Genomic DNA, 17983 nt, shown 5'->3' on the forward strand with positions numbered 1-17983 from the left:
TATCTGACGTAACGGATTTGCGACTGCTTCGCAGCCGAACGCAGCCTTCGGCAGCTGCTACACGGTTCGTGGTGCCCTTCGATGCAAGCGCCAACCCAGCAGCATCAATACGATGAGCCCCAACACCCCGCCAATCGCCCACATCAACTGGTCATCACTCATCAGCGGTTTCTCGATGCGTAAATACCCCGGTTGCATGAGCAATTCACGCATGGCCTTGTTTGCTTCCTCCAGCGTCACCCCTTGCAGTTCCTTGGCCGGGTTGGCGAAACGGCCGTCCTCGTAGTCCCCAAGGGCACTCCAGTAATAATCGGCCAACGCGCTGTTGCCTTGCACGGCCCAGGCCTGGCGGGCGATGGCGGCCTGCTTGAGGCGGTTGAAGGTGTTGGCATTGAGACCGTCCCTGAGCAACCCCGCCTTCAGATCATCCAGCACCTTTTCGGCCTTGGAGACGTCATCGCGCTCAAGGTCTGCGTTCAGGCTCATGAAGCCCACACCGCCAAACACCTCGCGCTCGGCCGAAGGCCCGTAGGACAAGCTATGAGTCAGGCGCAGCTGGCGGTAGAGCGCCCAGTCCAGATAGTCCTTGAGCAAGTCGAAGGTTTCGTCGTGCTGGTCTTCCAGCACCGGCTCTGGCACCAGCCAATGCAACTTGGCACTGCCGCCGACAAAACCGTGACTCAGGGTCCGCTCATGTGCAGCACTGGCCTGGATGGCCGGCAGGGGCGGGTGATCAGTCGGGTCGACCGCTTCAAGCGCGCCATAAGTCCGTTCCAGATAGGCCGGCAGCAAGCGCTCAAGGTCGCCGACGACGATCAGGGTCATGTTGTTGGGCGCGTACCAGGCCTTTCGTACCGTCTCCACTTGTTCGCGGGTCAGGTGATCGACCTCAGGCCGCTCGGGGCATTTGAGGCCCAGTTCCACCGCCAGCTGATTACTCGCCGTGTGGCCAAGATCCTGGCGATCCAGCCAGCGTTGCAGGTGCGAGTAATGGCCGCCGTCCTCGCGCTCGACCACTTGTTTGGCGGCGTTGATGGCGTTGTCGTCGATTCGGGTCTGGGTCAGCAGCGCCAGCAGCAGGTCGAGGACCTTGCGCTGGTTTTTCGCCGGGGCTTCAATGACGAACGTCGTGTCGGCGTTGCTGGTGTAGGCGTTCCACTCGCCGCCCAAGGCCTGCATGCGTTCTTCCAGCCCGCCTTCGCCCGTGGCGTCGATGCCGCTGAACAGCAAGTGCTCAAGCAGGTGCGGCAACTCCTTGTCAGCGCAACTGAAATCATCGATGCCGACGCCGACCACCAGACGAATCGCCACATGCCCACGCTCGGTGCCGGGTTTGAGCAGCAATTGCAGGCCGTTGGGCAGCGTATAGCCCTCGACCTGAAAGCGATCCAGGGCAAATGAAGGGAATGAGCCAAGCAACAGACAGGCGAACAACAGACAACGCATAGCAAGCTTCCAGGCAACCAATCGGAGATCCGTGTCGTCAGCCAGGCCGCCTTCGCGAGCAGGCTCGCTCCCACAGGTGATCTGAGTCGGACACAATTTCCGAGTACACCGAGGATCCACTGTGGGAGCGAGCTTGCTCGCGAAGGCGGCCTTCATGCTGAATCAATGTTACTGACTGACCACTCTGCCAGACGTTCAAGGCGAATGCGTGATGTCAGCGAAATCGTCGACAGCCAGGGCGCCGGTGTCGGAAGTTTCCAGCACCACATACGCGCTGCTGCAAAACAGCGAATTCAGACGCTTCATGTCGGCAATCAACTCAAGATGCAACGAACTGGTCTCGATACTCTGCACGATCTTACGTTGCAATCGGCTGACGTGAGCATGGGCCAGGCGCCGTTCCTGTGCGCGAAAGCGACGTTTCTCACGCAATAACTGGCGGGCACTTTCCTTATCGGCACTGAGGAACACCGACAACCCCAGGCGCAGGTTGGAAATCAACTGACTGTGCAGCCCCGCCAACTCTTCCAGGCCGACCTCGGAAAAAGACCGGCGCTGCGAGGTTTTCTGCTGCTGAACCTTGCGCAGCATGCGTTCGATGACGTCGCTGGCGAGTTTAAGGTTGATCGCCAACTCGATGATTTCTGCCCAACGCCGGCTGTCCTGCTCGCTGAGGTCTTCACGGGGCATTTGCGCCAGATAGAGCTTGATCGCACTGTAAAGCGATTCAACATCATCGGTCAGGCGCCGCATTTCCTGGGTAACGGCGGTTTGCTTGCCGTTCAGCACGTCGAGCATGGCCTCGAGCATGTTGTCGATCAGGTCGCCGATGCGCAGGGTTTCCCGGGCGGCATTCGCGAGCGCCAGGCTGGGCGTGACCAGCGCTGTTGGATCAAGATGCCGCGGTTTGGCAGTGCCGTTGATTTCCGGCCGCTCCGGCAGCAGCCACGCGCAGAGCCTGGCCATCGCCCCGACACTGGGCAGCAAGATCAGGCAGCGCGCGGTGTTATAGAGTAGGTGAAAGCCGATGACCATTTCCTGAGGGCTGAAATCCAGGCTGTCGATCCAGTGCACTAACGGGTCGAGTACCGGGATGATCAGCAACAGGCCGATCAGTTTGTAGAGCAGGCTACCCAACGCCACCTGACGGCCAGCGGCGTTCTGCATGCTGGTGCTGAGGAAGGCAAGGATGCCGCTGCCGATGTTGGCGCCGATCACCAGGCCGATGGCCACAGGCAGGCTGATCACTGCGGCACCGGCCAGGGTCGCGGTCAGCAGGACGGCGGCCAGGCTGGAGTAGGAAACCATCGCAAACAGGGCGCCGACCAGGGCATCCAGCAAGATGTCGCCGGTGAGCGAGGCGAAAATCACTTTCACGCCTTGGGCTTGGGTAATCGGCGCGGCAGCCTCGACGATCAGTTGCAGCGCCAGGATGATCAGCCCCAGGCCGAGACTGACCCGGCCCATCTGTCCGACCCGGGTCTGTTTGCGCGACAGGAAGAAAATCACCCCAAGAAAGATCAGCAGCGGCGACAGCCACGACAGATCGAAGGTCAGCACCCGCGCCATCAGCGCGGTACCGACATCGGCCCCGAGCATCGTCGCCAGGGCCGGGGTCAGCGCCATCAGGCCCTGACCGACAAAGGAGGTGACGAGCATGGCGGTGGCGTTGCTGCTCTGGACCATCGCCGTCACGACGATCCCCGAGATGAACGCCAGCAAGCGCTTGGACATGTTCCGGCCAATCACGTGGCGCAAGTTTGAACCGTAGACCCGCAGGATGCCGGTTCGGACGATGTGTGTGCCCCAAATCAACAAGGCCACGGCAGATAACAAATTGAGCAGGGTGAGCATGCAGGCCCCCTGTGGTGGTAGCGCCCCAAAGGGGCAAGTTGACGGTGCCGCGCGTTCTTCTACGTTCTGTACTTAAGCTGTAGTTGGCTAACGGTCTGCGCGCCAGCATCGCACAGCTAAAGAAGCGATTGAAACAAAACTGTCATGAAAACAGGTTGATGCCGAGGTGAGAAAGGGGCCTGAAAGCTTCTGCCACTCAGTTGGAAGGGTGCACGGACACAAACCCTGCGGCGAAGGAGCTTGCTCCCGCGGGGCTGCGCAGCAGCGTTCAATCGCTGAAGTTATCGTCGCCCAGCCCTACGTCGATCAGATACTTGGCTGTCTCGGGGTTTCGTTCGGCGCAGCGGGCATAACATTTGATGTGAAGGATCAAGCTGTACTTGTGCGGAATCAATAAGATGACGCCGTCCGCTTGATCAAAGAGTTTGGCCTGAAGCCGCACCTTATCCTCCTTGGTTTCTATTTTTAGCCAGTCGTTACCTTCCACAGGCTCTGGAGTCCAGCCGACTTGTTTGAACTTTTGGTGTAACTCTTCGAGGAGTGCTACCGCTTGCTCGAACGGCAAGGTTTCCAGCATCGGTGACGTAGTCAGGGTTACCGTTTTGAATTCGGACCACCCGATCGCACCGAACGTGGTGGCGGGCAGCGTAAAGCCATAGTCGGGATCATCAAATCGGATGACAACTGGATTGCTGATCCAGGTAGAGCTCGGATGAGGTGGATCTTTAGCGTCGTTGGGATCCCCAGGATAAATTGCCGTGTTGCCTTGAACAGGGAATGTCGAGTCTCGTACGACTTCTCTGTATGGCTTCCCGATATGAACGTTCAAAAAATCAACCGGGTGGTGAAAGGACTTATCAGAGATAACCTGGTGAGGGATTTCATCAACGGATTCCTCCACCTTGAGATATTTCTGTAATGGATTGCTTTAGTTGGGCTTTTGACGCGGGATTATTTAATAAGTCATCGAACTGTGTTGCAGCACGAAGTACGAATTCCATTCGTTGATCCTTGTTTGCCAGATTGGACAATGGATTACTGCCAAAGGCAACCTTTCGTCCGTCTGCCGCCTTGCATTGACTTGCCAGAGTCAACTGGATTTCTTCTGCAGCTCCGGACAGCATCCCCGTGACCACGGATACGACATCTCCAGCATGGGTGCCGCGCATTAGGTAAGCGAAGTGGGAATCGTCATACATCGCAGGTTGCAAAATGTTCAGCTGTTCGTGACGGGCCATAAATTCGACGCTTTTGGTAATTCTTCCTTCATCTATGGCTTTGAAAGTATCGGTCACTTCTGCACGCACCGCACCGAACTCTACTTTTTCAGCGATGGGCCACAGAACTTCATTTTTTTAGTTGCTTGCGTTTGGAAAGACAGGCTTCCATTTCTTTGAATCCCCGCACCATAAAAAACCGATGCAGCGGATAAACATCCAGAAACAGTGAGGTGTTACCGAGGGCAAGCATTTCATACACATAGTCCAACTGCTGCTGAACAACGGAACGAGAGTTGTCGCCGAAGCTAATATCATCAGTAGGAAGAGGATTGGCCGCTTTGGCGTTCGCTAATTCTTTCTCGATTTCTGGATCTGTCTTGCTGAGCTTGAACCCAAACCCTTCGAAAATAGTTTCCGATTTACCGGTCCGCAGCTTCTCCTGCGCAGCTTTTTGCGCGGCAATAGACGTTTGCAATTTGGTGGCATGAATCAACCCACATCCCACTTGCTTGGAAGCAAACGCCGCCAACCCCGCCCACTGAAACCGGTTATCCGCCAGCCACAACTGCGCATAGGCCGCGTTGATCTTGCGGTTGCGCACTTGCGGGTCGGCCAATCAACACGCCACCCGGTGCGACCCATTCTTCGGCTTCTTTCTGAAACCTGCGCCAGAGGCAGTTACAGGTCAGCAACGGCACTTCGACACGGGTTTTCGGGTTGGGACCGCCCTTGGTGGTTTCGCGTTTGCAGGCGGGCAGTTCGCAGGTGCTGTCCCAGAGTTTTTTCATGTCCAGGTCGTCTGGAGCGATGCATTGGCCGGTCATTTCATTCTTCCTTGAGGCGTCAGACAGTCCAGCGGACTACGGCGAGGTCGGGCTGTAAGGTGGCGACGCTTTGGGTCATGCCCAGGGCGTTGGTCTGGCCTTTGACGATGCGGCCTTCGGCGGTTTCGATTTCGTAGTCTTGTGCGGCAATCGGTTCGCCATTGCCGGCGCTGACCGCTTTGAATTCGACCAAGGGCTGGCCAATGATCGGCAGGGGTGGGACGAATGGCGTGGGGGTGTGAGTGCTGCCGATGATGACGTTTCCGGAGCCGCCAACCACTACACCGCCATGACTGGCAGTGCCATCGACGGTCATGGCGTTCTAACCATTGATGAACACCGTCGACGAGAATGCGCCACTGAGAGCCTGGCCACACGTGCATTTGTCGCTGACCCGAGCGGCGGCGAGACCGTTGAAAAAGACATCGGGTGAGCCGCTGGCGATGGGGTTGGTGCCGTGCCCTGGAAGCGGGCAGGTGGTGGGGTCCGTGAGGCCGGTTTTCCAGACATATGCATTCCTTGTCATTGTCGTTTGAAGCGAGCGGGGGACGCTAAACACCAGAACTCTGTGCGTCAACCTTTGGAAAGAGCTGTCGGCTAATTCTTCAACTGCGTTGATGTGATTCACGCGCTCTACGACACATGTTTAATGACACCCAGAGTTACTTCTCGGAGGCTACAACGCCTTGCGCCGTTGCCTACGGTTACGCCAGAATCCGCCGGCTTGTGCGCCTAGAGGCCTGTCGATAACTTGGTTCCCGTCGCTGACCATCAGTGATCGGGTTTAGTAGCCCGGCCAGTCATCTCGGTTGTACAAGCGTCATCCAGTCAGGTATCCGCCTGCGCTTGATGGTGGCTGTGCATAGGGCGCCCTCGGGCGCGCCGGGTGTTTTAGGTGACTTTGCCGGTCTACTAACCTGTGCACAGCTGCCACCCTTTCGTATTAGTAGCGAACGGGTTGCGGCCATACTGGAGAAAGTCCCTATGTTCAAAGTCACACCCAACCCTCCGCGCAAACCCAGCACCATCTTCCTCATCGACCCCAAGGTCGATAATGAAACCCTGCTCGCTCACGCCTGCGAATCGTTAGCGTCGGCCAGCGTCATGGCCAGTGATTTTGCCGGCTTTCTGGAAGGTTCTCAGCGCAACACCCTGCTGGGAATTCAGCAAATCATCATGTTGGGGGAATTGGCGGTGAATCGAGTGCTGGATAACCTCGATCCGCCAGGGTAATCACTCAGCTCTGAAGTCAGAGGGCTTGTCCCAAATACCTGTTGATTGAGCAAAAAAATGTGGGAGCAAGCTTGCTCGCGATAGCGGCCTCTCAGTCAACATCAATGTTGAATGTGATGGCCTCATCGCGAGCAAGCTCGCTCCCACAGGTTTTGTGTACTAACTGAAAGACATCAGGGTTACTGACCCGGAATGTCCTTGCGCAGTTTCACCGGATCCTGCTGCTTGCGCTTTTTCGCCATCGCGGTGCGCATCTTGATGTTGATCGCTTCCACCGCCAGCGAGAACGCCATGGCGAAGTAGACGTAGCCTTTTGGCACGTGAACGTCGAGGGATTCAGCAATCAGCACAGTACCGACGATCAACAGGAACGACAGCGCCAGCATCTTCAGCGACGGGTGCTTGTCGATGAACTCGCTGATGGTGCCGGAAGCCCACATCATCACCAGTACGGCAACGATGATGGCCGCGACCATGACCGGAACGTAGGACACCATGCCCACGGCGGTGATAACCGAGTCCAGCGAGAACACGATGTCGATGATTGCGATCTGGATGATGGTGTAGAGGAAGTTGCCGCCCTTGCCGCCCGGCTCCTCATTGGTTTCGTCTTCACCTTCCAGCGCGTGGTACATCTCTTGCGAGCTCTTCCACAGCAGGAACAGACCACCGAAGAACAGGATCAGGTCTCGCCCGGAAATACCCTGGCCGAACACTTCGAACAAGTCGGCGGTAAGGCGCATGACCCAAGTGATCGACAGCAGCAACAGAATCCGCGTAACCATGGCCAGTGCCAGGCCGAAAATCCGGGTGCGCTGTTGCATGTGCTTGGGCATGCGGCTGACCAGGATCGAAATCATAATGATGTTATCGATACCCAGGACGATTTCCAGGGCGGTCAGGGTGAAGAAGGCAACCCAGATTTCAGGGTTGGTCAGCCATTCCATGTGTATTCCTTTGTGGATGTGTTAAACCACGAAGGGCCCGGGCTTCAAACAACAAAGCCTGGACCCGTCATGGTGAGTCTTGGGCTTATAGAGTGCTGAACAGCGGAAAAATCCCCATCAGCAAGGCGGCGATCAGTATGCACATGCAAACCAGCACTGCCCACTTCAGGGTAAAACGCTGGTGATCACCGAAGTCGATACCGGCCAGGGCCACCAACAGGTAGGTCGATGGTACCAGCGGGCTCAACAGGTGGACGGGCTGACCGACGATCGAGGCACGTGCCATTTCAACCGCGGTTATACCGTAATGGCTGGCGGCTTCCGCAAGTACCGGTAACACGCCGTAATAAAATGCATCGTTCGACATGAAGAACGTGAACGGCATGCTCACCAGTGCAGTGATCACCGCCAGGTACGGGCCGAGGAAGTCCGGGATAACCGCCAACAGGCTTTTCGACATCGCATCGACCATGCCGGTGCCCGACAGGATACCGGTGAAGATACCGGCCGCGAAGATCAAACCGACTACCGCCAGCACGCTACCGGCGTGGGCCGCGACGCGGTCCTTCTGCTGTTGCAGGCACGGATAGTTGACGATCATCGCGATGCTGAACGCCACCATGAACAGCACAGGCATCGGCAACAGACCGGCAACCAGGGTGCACATCAGGGCCAGGGTCAGGGCGCCGTTGAACCAGATCAAATTCGGACGACGGGCATCCGGGAATTGCGAAACGCTGATTTCACTGTGGTCTATTTCTTCGCCCACCAGGTGCAGCTCACCCAGGCGCGCACGCTCACGCTTGCCATAGAAGTAGGCAATCAAGAGGATTGCCACAACGCCGAAAGCCATCGCCGGAATCATGGGTACGAAAATATCGGACGGGTCCACATGCAGCGCACTGGCGGCGCGAGCGGTCGGGCCGCCCCATGGCGTCATGTTCATCACGCCACCGGCGAGGATGATCAGGCCGGCCATGATCCGCGGGCTCATGCCGATGCGGGCGTAGAGCGGCAGCATGGCGGCCACGCAGATCATATAAGTGGTCGCGCCGTCACCATCGAGGGAGACGACGAGCGCCAGTACGGCGGTGCCGACCGAAACTTTCAACGGGTCGCCCTTGACCAGTTTGAGGATCTTGCGCACGGCCGGGTCGAACAGGCCGGAGTCAATCATCAGGGCGAAGTACAGAATGGCGAACATCAGCATCACACCGGTCGGTGCGAGCTTGGTGATGCCTTCGAGCATCATCGGGCCGATCTTCGGCGCAAAACCACCGAACAGCGCGAACAGAATCGGGATGATGATCAGAGCGATCAGCGCGGAAAGGCGCTTGGTCATGATCAGGAACATGAACGTGATGACCATGGCAAAGCCAAGGAAAGTCAGCATGGGAATACTCCAGGCATAGCGCGGCTAGGGAATGGGCGAACCGGGTGGGTCAGCGCAGAACGGGAAGCACGAGGCGTATGGGCGGAGTGACAGCGAAGTGGCGGGTAGCAGAGGACATCAGGATCACCATTGTTGTTGTTAAATGGGCTGTGCGAGCGATAAAACACTGGCATTGGCCGACCGGTCTGTTGCCGGTAGTGGGGGCGATCCTAATCGGGGAAGCTTTCACCCAGCTTTCGCGGATGAAAGCATTGACCAGATGTGCAACCGGTCGTCGGGCGGGGTAAAAGTCCCTGAAAGCAGGGCAGGAGGACAAAACATGGTCGAAATTCATACAGGCGGCTGCCACTGCGGACATCTGCGCTATCAATTCAGTGGGCCTTTGCACGACATCGCCCACTGTCATTGTTCGATTTGCCGACGGGTCAGCGGCGGGATCGTGACCACCTGGATCACCCTGCCCGCGTCAGCCTTTGAATGGGTGAAGGGGATACCCGCGCAGTACGACTCTTCAACAACCTGCGTGCGGTATTTTTGCGGCAACTGTGGGGCGCAGCTGGCGCTGTCAACGCACCTGAGCCCGGACAGCATCGACGTGACCATCGCCACCCTCGATCATCCCGAGCAGGCACCCGCCCAACGGCATATCTGGACGGACAACCGTCTGCCCTGGCTGCATCTGGATGAACATTTGCCCGGCGAAGCTGAGGAACAGTTGTAAACTGATCAAAAAATAGACAGATCCAGTGGCCGAATCGCGCCCATCCAGATGGCGTGCTCGGAGTGGTCGAGCAGATCGTCGCCGGTGTCCGGGTGCAGGAACACCACCAAACCCTTGCGGTTGAGCGCAAGCCAGGGCAGCACGTCGCCGATGTATTGCGGCTCGAAAGCCAACTGGCAGCTCCAATCCGGGTGCGGGCCCACCGGGCGTTCATGGACGCGACCCATTTTCACTGGAAACAGTTGCGCCGCCTGCTCACACAAGGCTCGCGCCTGAGGAAGGGTGCTGGCGTCGAAATAAACATGGGCGTGGTAGCCCTTGATCCGCTGCATTTGAAAGCCTCTGAACCGAGTCGAACCGGCGTTGTTCCCACAGGTCACACGCCATATAGGTAGGAAGAACGGAGCACGGCCATGAAAAATGCCGAAACCCCGGTGGTGAAAGTGGTGCTTTATGGTGCCATGAGTAGCCTGGGCAGTGCGCTGATGGCTGAAATGCTGCGGCGCCAACATGAAGTGATCGCGATTCTCGATGATTTGACGGCGCTCGCGCCGCGCCCGGGATTGCGGACCAAGACCGGTGATTTGTTCGACGCCAAGCGAGTCAAGCAGAGCGTCGCCGGGTGTTCGGCGGTGATCTGTCTCCTGGATGCACCCGGATTGCCGATGAACAGCGAGCACGTGGAAAAATCCATCGTGCCCGGCCCGGTCGAGCAAGTGCTGGCGGTGGATGCTCTGATCGATGGCATGCAGGCCTCAGGGATTGCCCGGCTGTTTCTGGTCGGAGATTTCGAGGTACTGGACGATCCGGAGATCGAAGATCGACTGCAACGCCACGCCGCCGAAGAAATCCGCGAGGCCCTGCAAAGTAGCACCTTGCACTGGACGCTGGTGAATGCGCCCCGCGGGGTGCCCGGGCTGACCATCGAACATTTCAGCCACGTCAGCAGCAGCCTGGAGCCGGGTCTCGCCGAACCGCTTGAACGGTTGAGCCGGGTGGCGGTCGGGATTGCCGATGAGTTGCGGTTGAACCTGCATGTCGGTGAGCATGTGAATTTCGTTGCGACTTCAGAGCCGTAAAGATCGCAGCCTGCGGCAGCTCCTACAGGGCTCCGCGTATCGGCATCGATCTTTGCCATGCGCGGCCCACTGTAGGAGCTGCCGCAGGCTGCGATCTTTTCGCTTCTAAACGGCAATCGACGGTAACGGTAAGCCGTTCAGCGATTGCGCACTGCTGGCCTGCTCGGCCATCAGCCAGTCCACAAACTGTTGAATCAGCGCACCACGCCTTTTTCGCTGGGGCAGGACCACGTAATAGCCGAGCCTGGAAATGACAGTTTCCGCAATCGGTCGACACAACAAACCTTGCGCCAGCAAGTTATCCACAAGGTGCCGCCACCCGATGGCCACGCCCTGGCCGCCAATTGCCGCCTGGATCAGCAACGTGTAATTGTCGAAGCGCAATTGCCCAGGCGCGGGTGCCGAAGCGATCCCCAACTCCCGAAACACGCCGCTCCAGTCGAACCAGTTGCTACTGTTTTCGCCTCGAAGGTGCAGCAGCGGGAACTCGAGCAATGACTGGGATGGCAAGGGCAGGGGACGATCCTTCAACAGCAGCGGGCTGCACACCGGAAAGACTTCTTCGCTGAACAGCCAATGGCTTTCGCCCTGCTTGAATCGGCCATCACCAAACAACACCGCCACATCAATATCGGTGCGCAGCATGTTGAGGCTGCGTTCGCTGGTGACCAGGCTGACATCCACCTGAGGATTGGCGGCATGGAAGCGGTGCAGGCGCGGCATCAGCCAATACGCGGCGAAGGCGAAATCGGTGGCGACCTGCAACACTTCATGTTGGTGCTGTGCACTGATCGCACTCAATCCTGCGTCGATGTTCTGCAATCCGAGCTGAACCTGCTCAAACAGGATCGTTCCGGCCTCGGTCAATTCAATGCCACGATAGATCCGGTCGAACAGCCGCGTCCCGAGTTGCTCTTCCAACCGTTTGATCTGCTGGCTGATGGCCGGTTGCGTGGTGCCGAGCTCTACCGCGGCAGCCGTGAAACTGCGCTGACGGGCCGCCGCTTCAAAGGCGCGAAGCAAATCCAGAGACAAATCACCAAGGGCGTCATACATAAGCTGTGCTTATCCTAGTCATTGCCGTGCATGGGCTTTACCACAAATTGCTTGGGCTACATGCTCGATCGCAGCACTCTCGCATAAATATTCACTATGGAATGCCGCGATCACATGAAGCGCAAGAATATTCTTTTCATCATGGCCGATCAGATGGCCGCGCCAATGTTGCCGTTCTACGGCCCTTCGCCCATCAAACTGCCCAATCTCAGCCGTCTCGCCGCCCAAGGCGTGGTGTTCGACGCCGCCTATTGCAACAGCCCACTGTGCGCGCCGTCGCGTTTTACCCTGGTCAGCGGTCAGTTGCCGAGCAAGATCGGCGCCTACGACAACGCGGCCGATTTCCCCGCCGACGTACCCACTTATGCCCACTACCTGCGTCGACTCGGCTACCGCACCGCGCTGTCGGGCAAGATGCATTTCTGTGGCCCGGATCAACTGCACGGCTATGAAGAACGCCTGACCAGCGACATCTACCCGGCCGATTACGGCTGGTCGGTGAACTGGGACGAGCCGGACGTGCGTCCAACCTGGTTTCACAACATGTCTTCGGTGCTGCAAGCCGGGCCGTGCGTACGCACCAATCAACTGGATTTCGACGAAGAAGTGGTGTTCAAGGCCCAACAGTATTTGTTCGATCACATTCGTGAGGATGGCGATCAGCCGTTCTGCCTGACCGTTTCGATGACTCACCCACACGACCCGTACACCATTCCCAAGGCCTTCTGGGACATGTACGACGATGCCGATATCCCATTGCCCGAAACCCCGGCGCAGACCGAACTTGATCCACACTCGCAGCGTTTGCTCAAGGTTTACGACCTGTGGGACAAACCGCTGCCTGTGGATAAGATTCGCGATGCACGACGGGCGTACTTCGGTGCGTGCAGCTATATCGACAGCAACGTCGGCAAACTCCTGCAAACACTCGAAGAAACCGGCCTGATCGACAACACCATCATTGTGTTCTCCGGCGACCACGGCGACATGCTCGGCGAGCGTGGTCTCTGGTACAAAATGCACTGGTACGAAATGGCCGCCCGCGTGCCGCTGTTGATCAGTGCGCCGGGGCAATTCAGGGCTGGCCGGGTCAGCGCGGCGGTCTCCACGGCCGATCTGTTGCCGACCTTTGTGGAACTGGCCGGTGGTTCGCTGGAGCCAGGGCTGCCGCTGGATGGTCGCTCACTGGTCTCGCACCTGCAAGGGCAGGGTGGTCATGACGAGGTCTTCGGTGAATACATGGCCGAAGGCACTATTAGCCCGCTGATGATGATTCGCCGCGGCGCCTACAAATTCATCTACAGCGAAGACGATCCTTGCCTGCTCTTCGACGTACACAACGACCCGCGTGAACAGGAGGAACTCAGCCAATCGCCGCAACATCGGCCGCTTTTCGATGAATTTCTCGCTGAAGCCCGGGCCAAGTGGGATATCCCGGCGATCCACCAACAAGTGCTCGCCAGCCAACGGCGCCGACGTTTTGTCGCCGATGCGTTAACCATCGGCAAGCTGAAGAGTTGGGATCACCAGCCGCTGGTGGACGCCAGTCAGCAGTACATGCGCAACCACATCGACCTCGACGATCTGGAGCGTAAAGCACGTTATCCACAACCCTGCCAAAACCAATAATGTTAAGGGGAATGCCATGCGTAGGTTATCCACAGCAATGACGGTCGGGCTTCTGGCTCTGGGCAGTGCATCGGCGTATGCCGATCAGAGTTGCGAGACGGTGAAAATGGCCGACCCTGGCTGGAGCGACATTGCCGCCACCAACGCCATCACCGGGTTTCTGCTGGACGGCATGGGCTACAAGGCCAAGGTCGACACGCTTGCAGTGCCGATCACCTTTGGCGGCTTGAAAGATGGCCAGGTCGACGTATTTCTCGGTAACTGGATGCCGGCACAACAGGGCTTCTACGACAAGTTCGTGGCCACCGGTGACGTCACTCAATTGGCGAAGAACCTCGACGGCACCGAATTCACGCTCGCGGTCCCGGATTACGTCTGGGACGCGGGTGTGCATAACTTTGCCGACCTGAACAAATACGCCGACAAGTTCGACAAGAAGATTTACGGCATCGGCTCCGGCGCTCCCGCCAACATCTCCTTGCAGGAAATCATCAAGAAGAACGACTTTGACATGGGCCAGTGGAAACTGGTCGAGTCCAGTGAGCAGGCGATGCTGGCGGAAGTGTCTCGTGCGGTGAAAAAACAGAAGTTCGTGACCTTCCTCGGCTGGACCCCGCACCCGATGAACGTGCAACTGAAAATGCACTATCTGAAGGGCGGCGAGAAGTACTTCGGCGACACCGGCAGCGTCCACACCCTGACCCGCAAAGGTTATGCACAGGCCTGCCCGAACATCGGCAAACTGCTCACCAACCTGAGTTTCACCCAGGAAATGGAGAACAGCATCATGGCCGACGTGGTGAACAAGAAGGTCAGCAATGCTGATGCGGCCAAGGCGTGGATCAAGGCTAATCCGGCGGTGCTGGATAAGTGGCTGGACGGGGTGAAGACCGTGGATGGGAAAGATGCGTTGGGGGCGGTGAAAGCCAAGCTCTAGCACCCCATGTGGGAGCGGGCTTGCTCGCGAATGCGGTGGGTCAGTCGATATCAATGTTGAATGNCCCACCGCATTCGCGAGCAAGCCCGCTCCCACAGTGTCTCGTCCTGCTACCCTTGCGCAAAATCCCACCCGAGAGGACCCATGGCCTTTCCAAGCCGCCATTCGCTCTTCCCTTTCCTCAGCTGGTTGCCTCGGCAAACCCGCGCCAGCGTCGGTCGCGATCTGATCGTCGGCCTCAGCGGCGCGATTCTCGCGTTGCCGCAATCCATTGCCTACGCGCTGATCGCCGGTCTCCCACCTGAATACGGTCTATATGCTGCGATTATCCCGGTGCTGATCGCCTGTCTCTGGGGTTCTTCGTGGCACTTGATCTGCGGTCCTACGGCGGCGATTTCTATTGTCTTGTACGCCAGCGTCAGTCCCCTGGCCGTTCCGGCGTCAGAGGACTACGTCACCCTGATCCTTTTGCTGACGCTGCTTGCCGGCATTTTCCAGTGGCTGCTCGGTTTGCTGCGCTTCGGCGCCTTGGTGAATTTCGTCTCGCACTCGGTAGTGCTGGGTTTCACCCTCGGCGCGGCGGTGGTGATTGCCATTGGTCAACTGCCGAATCTGTTGGGGCTGGAATTGCCCAACCAAGCGACGGCGCTGAACAGCTTGATGATGCTGTTGAGTCATCTCGGCGCTGTGGATAAACCGTCGCTAATGCTGGGCCTGGCGACGGTCGTCGTGGGCGTGATCCTAAAATTGCTCCTGCCGCGCTGGCCGACGCTGTTGATCACCTTGGCGCTGAGCGGATTGCTGGTCTGGCTCTGGCCATCGATGTTTGGTCATGTGAAGTTGGTCAGCGCGTTTGTCGGGCGGCTGCCGCCCTTCAGCCCGCTGCCGCTGGATCTTGATCTGATTCTGCGCTTGCTACCCAGCGCGGTGGCGGTGGGCATGCTCGGGCTGGTCACCAGTCTGTCGATTGCCCGATCCTTGTCGGCCCGCTCCCAGCAGTTGCTCGACGCCAACCAAGAGGTCCGCGCCCAGGGTTTATCGAACATGGTCGGTGCGTTTTTTTCCGGATCGCTGTCAGCCGGTTCCTTCACCCGCTCCGGCCTGAGCTACGAAGCCGGTGCCTGCTCGCCAATGGCCGGCGTTTTTTCGGCGGTGTGGGTGGCGCTGTTCGCCATCTTCGGCGCGAATTTGATCGCGCACATTCCGATCCCGGCCATGGCCGGCAGCATTCTGTTGATCGCGTGGGGGCTGGTGGATCATCGCGGTATTCGCGCGTTGTTGCGGGTCAGCCGCGCCGAGTTTCTGGTCATGGCGCTGACCTGTATCGCCACGTTGCTGCTGGAATTGCAGACCGCGATCTACGCCGGGGTGCTGGCTTCGCTGTTCTTCTACCTCAAACGCACCTCGCAACCGCGAGTCCAGCATTGGCGGGATGGGGATGAAGACATCCTGCGAGTTGGCGGCTCAATCTTTTTCGGCGCCAGCCATTACCTGCAAGTACGCCTGCAACGAATGCACGGCGCGCGCGTGGTGATCGAGGCGCAGCAAATCAACTTCATCGACTATTCAGGCGTGGAGATGTTGCACCAGGAAGCGCGACGGCTACTGCGCCAGGATCGCAGCCTGACCCTGCGGCGGGCACGGCCGCAGGTGGTGGAAGAATTGAGGAAGCTGGAAGGCGCGGAGAAATGCCCAATCCGGTTTGAGGACTGATCCGAAGTCGGGGTCGCGGCCATTCGCGAGCAAGCCCGCACACATTCGATCGCATTCTTCTGGGAGAACTCGGTAAAAATGTGGGAGCGGGCTTGCTCGCGAAGCTCTTAAAGTGCGAGTTGGCGGCGAAGTTCGGCCAGCACCGGCGCCGTATCCGGCCGCACGCCGCGCCACAGGAAGAAGGCTTCTGCCGCTTGTTCAGCGAGCATCCCCAAACCATCCATCGACACCGCCGCGCCATGTTCACTGGCCCAACGGCAGAACGAGGTCGGCTCCTTGCCGTACATCATGTCGTAGCACACCGTCTTGCCCGGCTCGATCAAACTGCTGGCAATCGGCGGTACATCCCCTGACAGACTGGCGGACGTCGCGTTGATGATCAGGTCCACCGACTCCTTCAACCAATCAAAACTACTGGCCGACACCGGCCCCAGGTCCGCGAACAATTCCGCCAACAGTTCGGCTTTTTCCACCGTGCGGTTGGCGATGATCACCGAGGCGGGTTGCTCGGCCAGCAACGGCTCCAGTGCACCGCGCACTGCGCCGCCAGCACCGAGCAGCAGGATGCGTTTGCCCTTGAGGCTGAAACCGGCGTTGACCGTCAGGTCCAGCACCAGTCCGGCGCCATCGGTGTTGTCGCCCAGCAGGCTGCCATCAGCGAGTTTGCTCAGGGTGTTCACCGCACCGGCGCGTTGCGCTCGCGCCGTCAGACTGTTCGCCAGACGATAGGCCTCTTCCTTGAACGGCACCGTCACATTCGCCCCACGACCTTCGAGGAAAAACGTCCGGGCGCAGGTGGAAAAATCGTCGAGGGGCGCCAGCAACGTGCGGTAGTCCAGTTTTTGAGCCGTCTGCTCGGCGAACAGGCGGTGGATCAGCGGCGACTTGCTGTGGCCAATCGGGTTACCGAAAACGACATAACGGTCCATCAGAACTCCTCGTTCAGGCCTTGGCCAACCAATCGCGGTCTTGCAGGAAGTACTCGGTCAGGCGTGCTTCTTCGCTGCCCGGCTCGGATTTCCAGTCGTAGCCCCAGCGAACTTGCGGTGGCAGGGACATCAGGATCGACTCGGTACGCCCGCCCGATTGCAGACCGAACAGCGTGCCGCGGTCGTAGACCAGGTTGAATTCAACGTAGCGCCCACGGCGGAATTCCTGGAATTCACGCTGTTTGGCGGTAAACGCATCATTTTTGCGGCGCTGCACGATCGGCAGGTAGGCGTCGATGAACGCGTCACCGATGGCGCGCATAAAGGCGAAGCTGGTGTCGAAGTCCCACTCGTTCAAGTCATCGAAGAACAGGCCACCGATGCCGCGCGGCTCATGGCGATGCTTGATGTGGAAGTAGCTGTCACACCAGGCCTTGTAGCGCGAGTAGACGTCCGGGCCAAACGGCGCGCAGGCCTGCTCGGCAACGCGGTGCCAGTGCACGCAGTCTTCTTCATTGCCGTAATAAGGGGTCAGGTCGAAGCCACCGCCGAACCACCAGACTGGTTCTTCACCATCTTTTTCAGCGATGAAAAAGCGCACGTTGGCGTGGGACGTCGGCACGTGCGGGTTGTGCGGGTGAATCACCAGCGACACGCCTAGGGCTTCAAAGCCACGACCGGCCAGTTCTGGTCGATGGGCGCTGGCGGAGGGTGGGAGACCGCTGCCGAAGACGTGGGAAAAGTTGACGCCGCCCTTTTCGATGACAGCACCGTTTTCGATCACCCGGGTGCGACCGCCACCGCCGGCAGGCCGGGTCCAGGCGTCTTCGACGAACTGCGTGCCGCCGTCTTCAGCTTCGAGGGCCGCGCAAATGCGGTCTTGCAGGTCGAGCAGGTAGGCTTTTACGGCCTCGGTGCGGGTCGTCATGTCATCACCTTGAATCGGGCAAAGCTACGCGGCGCTTAATGGCCGGCGGCAAATTGCTGCGTAGGATAACACTG

At 58.6% G+C, this 17983-nt stretch carries 15 protein-coding genes and 2 pseudogenes; 6 read left to right on the top strand and 11 right to left on the bottom strand.

The window, feature by feature from the left end; all coding sequences use genetic code 11:
• Nucleotides 1–57: 57 nt before the first annotated feature.
• The 5 genes and pseudogenes from CUN63_RS12130 to CUN63_RS12150 all read right to left on the bottom strand — a co-directional run bounded on the left by CUN63_RS12130 (nucleotide 58) and on the right by CUN63_RS12150 (nucleotide 5870).
• Entirely contained in the window at nucleotides 58–1446 is a 1389-nt protein-coding gene (locus CUN63_RS12130; protein WP_129439696.1) for a pitrilysin family protein, read from the bottom strand.
• A 195-nt stretch (nucleotides 1447–1641) separates the two neighbouring features.
• Nucleotides 1642–3300: a Na/Pi cotransporter family protein gene (locus CUN63_RS12135; protein WP_129439698.1), complete on the bottom strand. Its 1659-nt coding sequence runs from the start codon at nucleotides 3298–3300 to the stop codon at nucleotides 1642–1644.
• Between the two features lie 268 nt (nucleotides 3301–3568).
• Entirely contained in the window at nucleotides 3569–4201 is a 633-nt protein-coding gene (locus CUN63_RS12140; protein WP_256657700.1) for a hypothetical protein, read from the bottom strand.
• Nucleotides 4185–5344 (bottom strand): annotated as a pseudogene (locus CUN63_RS32735) (DUF2515 family protein). The gene CUN63_RS12140 and the pseudogene CUN63_RS32735 overlap by 17 nt, the downstream one beginning before the upstream one ends.
• Nucleotides 5345–5363: 19 nt before the next feature.
• Nucleotides 5364–5870: pseudogene (locus tag CUN63_RS12150) on the bottom strand (PAAR domain-containing protein).
• A 458-nt stretch (nucleotides 5871–6328) separates the two neighbouring features.
• Between CUN63_RS12150 and CUN63_RS12155 the strand changes: the two are divergent.
• Nucleotides 6329–6577, top strand: a complete 249-nt coding sequence (locus tag CUN63_RS12155; protein WP_129439700.1) for a DUF6124 family protein — start codon at nucleotides 6329–6331, stop codon at nucleotides 6575–6577.
• Nucleotides 6578–6756: 179 nt separating this feature from the next.
• On the opposite strand, the gene CUN63_RS12160 is transcribed toward CUN63_RS12155, so the two are convergent.
• Entirely contained in the window at nucleotides 6757–7524 is a 768-nt protein-coding gene (locus CUN63_RS12160) for a TerC family protein (protein ID WP_129439702.1), read from the bottom strand.
• An 85-nt stretch (nucleotides 7525–7609) separates the two neighbouring features.
• Nucleotides 7610–8917 (bottom strand): CitMHS family transporter, encoded by a 1308-nt coding sequence (locus CUN63_RS12165; protein WP_129439704.1) that lies wholly within the window; start codon nucleotides 8915–8917, stop codon nucleotides 7610–7612.
• A gap of 319 nt (nucleotides 8918–9236) precedes the next feature.
• On the opposite strand from CUN63_RS12165, the gene CUN63_RS12170 reads away from it, so the two are divergent.
• The gene (locus tag CUN63_RS12170) at nucleotides 9237–9638 is read left to right on the top strand and encodes a GFA family protein (RefSeq protein ID WP_129439706.1); all 402 of its coding nucleotides are present in this window, start codon (nucleotides 9237–9239) and stop codon (nucleotides 9636–9638) included.
• Nucleotides 9639–9643: 5 nt separating this feature from the next.
• Here CUN63_RS12170 and CUN63_RS12175 read toward each other — a convergent pair whose 3' ends face one another.
• Nucleotides 9644–9970: a DOPA 4,5-dioxygenase family protein gene (locus CUN63_RS12175; protein WP_129439708.1), complete on the bottom strand. Its 327-nt coding sequence runs from the start codon at nucleotides 9968–9970 to the stop codon at nucleotides 9644–9646.
• Between the two features lie 81 nt (nucleotides 9971–10051).
• Between CUN63_RS12175 and CUN63_RS12180 the strand changes: the two genes are divergently transcribed.
• A complete protein-coding gene (locus CUN63_RS12180) occupies nucleotides 10052–10717 on the top strand; it encodes an NAD(P)-dependent oxidoreductase (RefSeq protein ID WP_129439710.1) in 666 nt (221 codons plus the stop codon).
• Nucleotides 10718–10822: 105 nt separating this feature from the next.
• Here CUN63_RS12180 and CUN63_RS12185 read toward each other — a convergent pair whose 3' ends face one another.
• A complete protein-coding gene (locus CUN63_RS12185; RefSeq protein ID WP_095126794.1) occupies nucleotides 10823–11773 on the bottom strand; it encodes a LysR family transcriptional regulator in 951 nt (316 codons plus the stop codon).
• Nucleotides 11774–11887: 114 nt separating this feature from the next.
• On the opposite strand from CUN63_RS12185, the gene betC reads away from it, so the two are divergent.
• The 3 genes from betC to CUN63_RS12205 all read left to right on the top strand — a co-directional run bounded on the left by betC (nucleotide 11888) and on the right by CUN63_RS12205 (nucleotide 16052).
• A complete protein-coding gene (betC, locus tag CUN63_RS12190; RefSeq protein WP_129439712.1) occupies nucleotides 11888–13402 on the top strand; it encodes a choline-sulfatase in 1515 nt (504 codons plus the stop codon).
• A gap of 16 nt (nucleotides 13403–13418) precedes the next feature.
• Nucleotides 13419–14339 (top strand): choline ABC transporter substrate-binding protein, encoded by a 921-nt coding sequence (gene choX, locus CUN63_RS12195; protein WP_129439714.1) that lies wholly within the window; start codon nucleotides 13419–13421, stop codon nucleotides 14337–14339.
• A gap of 144 nt (nucleotides 14340–14483) precedes the next feature.
• The gene (locus tag CUN63_RS12205; protein WP_129439716.1) at nucleotides 14484–16052 is read left to right on the top strand and encodes a SulP family inorganic anion transporter; all 1569 of its coding nucleotides are present in this window, start codon (nucleotides 14484–14486) and stop codon (nucleotides 16050–16052) included.
• Between the two features lie 107 nt (nucleotides 16053–16159).
• Here CUN63_RS12205 and aroE read toward each other — a convergent pair whose 3' ends face one another.
• Both aroE and hemF read right to left on the bottom strand, forming a co-directional pair.
• Nucleotides 16160–16981, bottom strand: coding sequence for a shikimate dehydrogenase (aroE, locus tag CUN63_RS12210; RefSeq protein ID WP_129439718.1), 822 nt, complete (start codon nucleotides 16979–16981; stop codon nucleotides 16160–16162).
• Between the two features lie 13 nt (nucleotides 16982–16994).
• Nucleotides 16995–17909 carry an oxygen-dependent coproporphyrinogen oxidase gene (gene hemF, locus CUN63_RS12215; protein ID WP_129439720.1) on the bottom strand — a complete coding sequence of 305 codons (915 nt, stop codon included), beginning with the start codon at nucleotides 17907–17909 and terminating at the stop codon, nucleotides 16995–16997.
• Between the last annotated feature and the right edge of the window lie 74 nt (nucleotides 17910–17983).

Origin of the sequence: Pseudomonas sp. ACM7 (assembly GCF_004136015.1) — a bacterium.
Lineage (GTDB): Bacteria > Pseudomonadota > Gammaproteobacteria > Pseudomonadales > Pseudomonadaceae > Aquipseudomonas > Aquipseudomonas frigoris.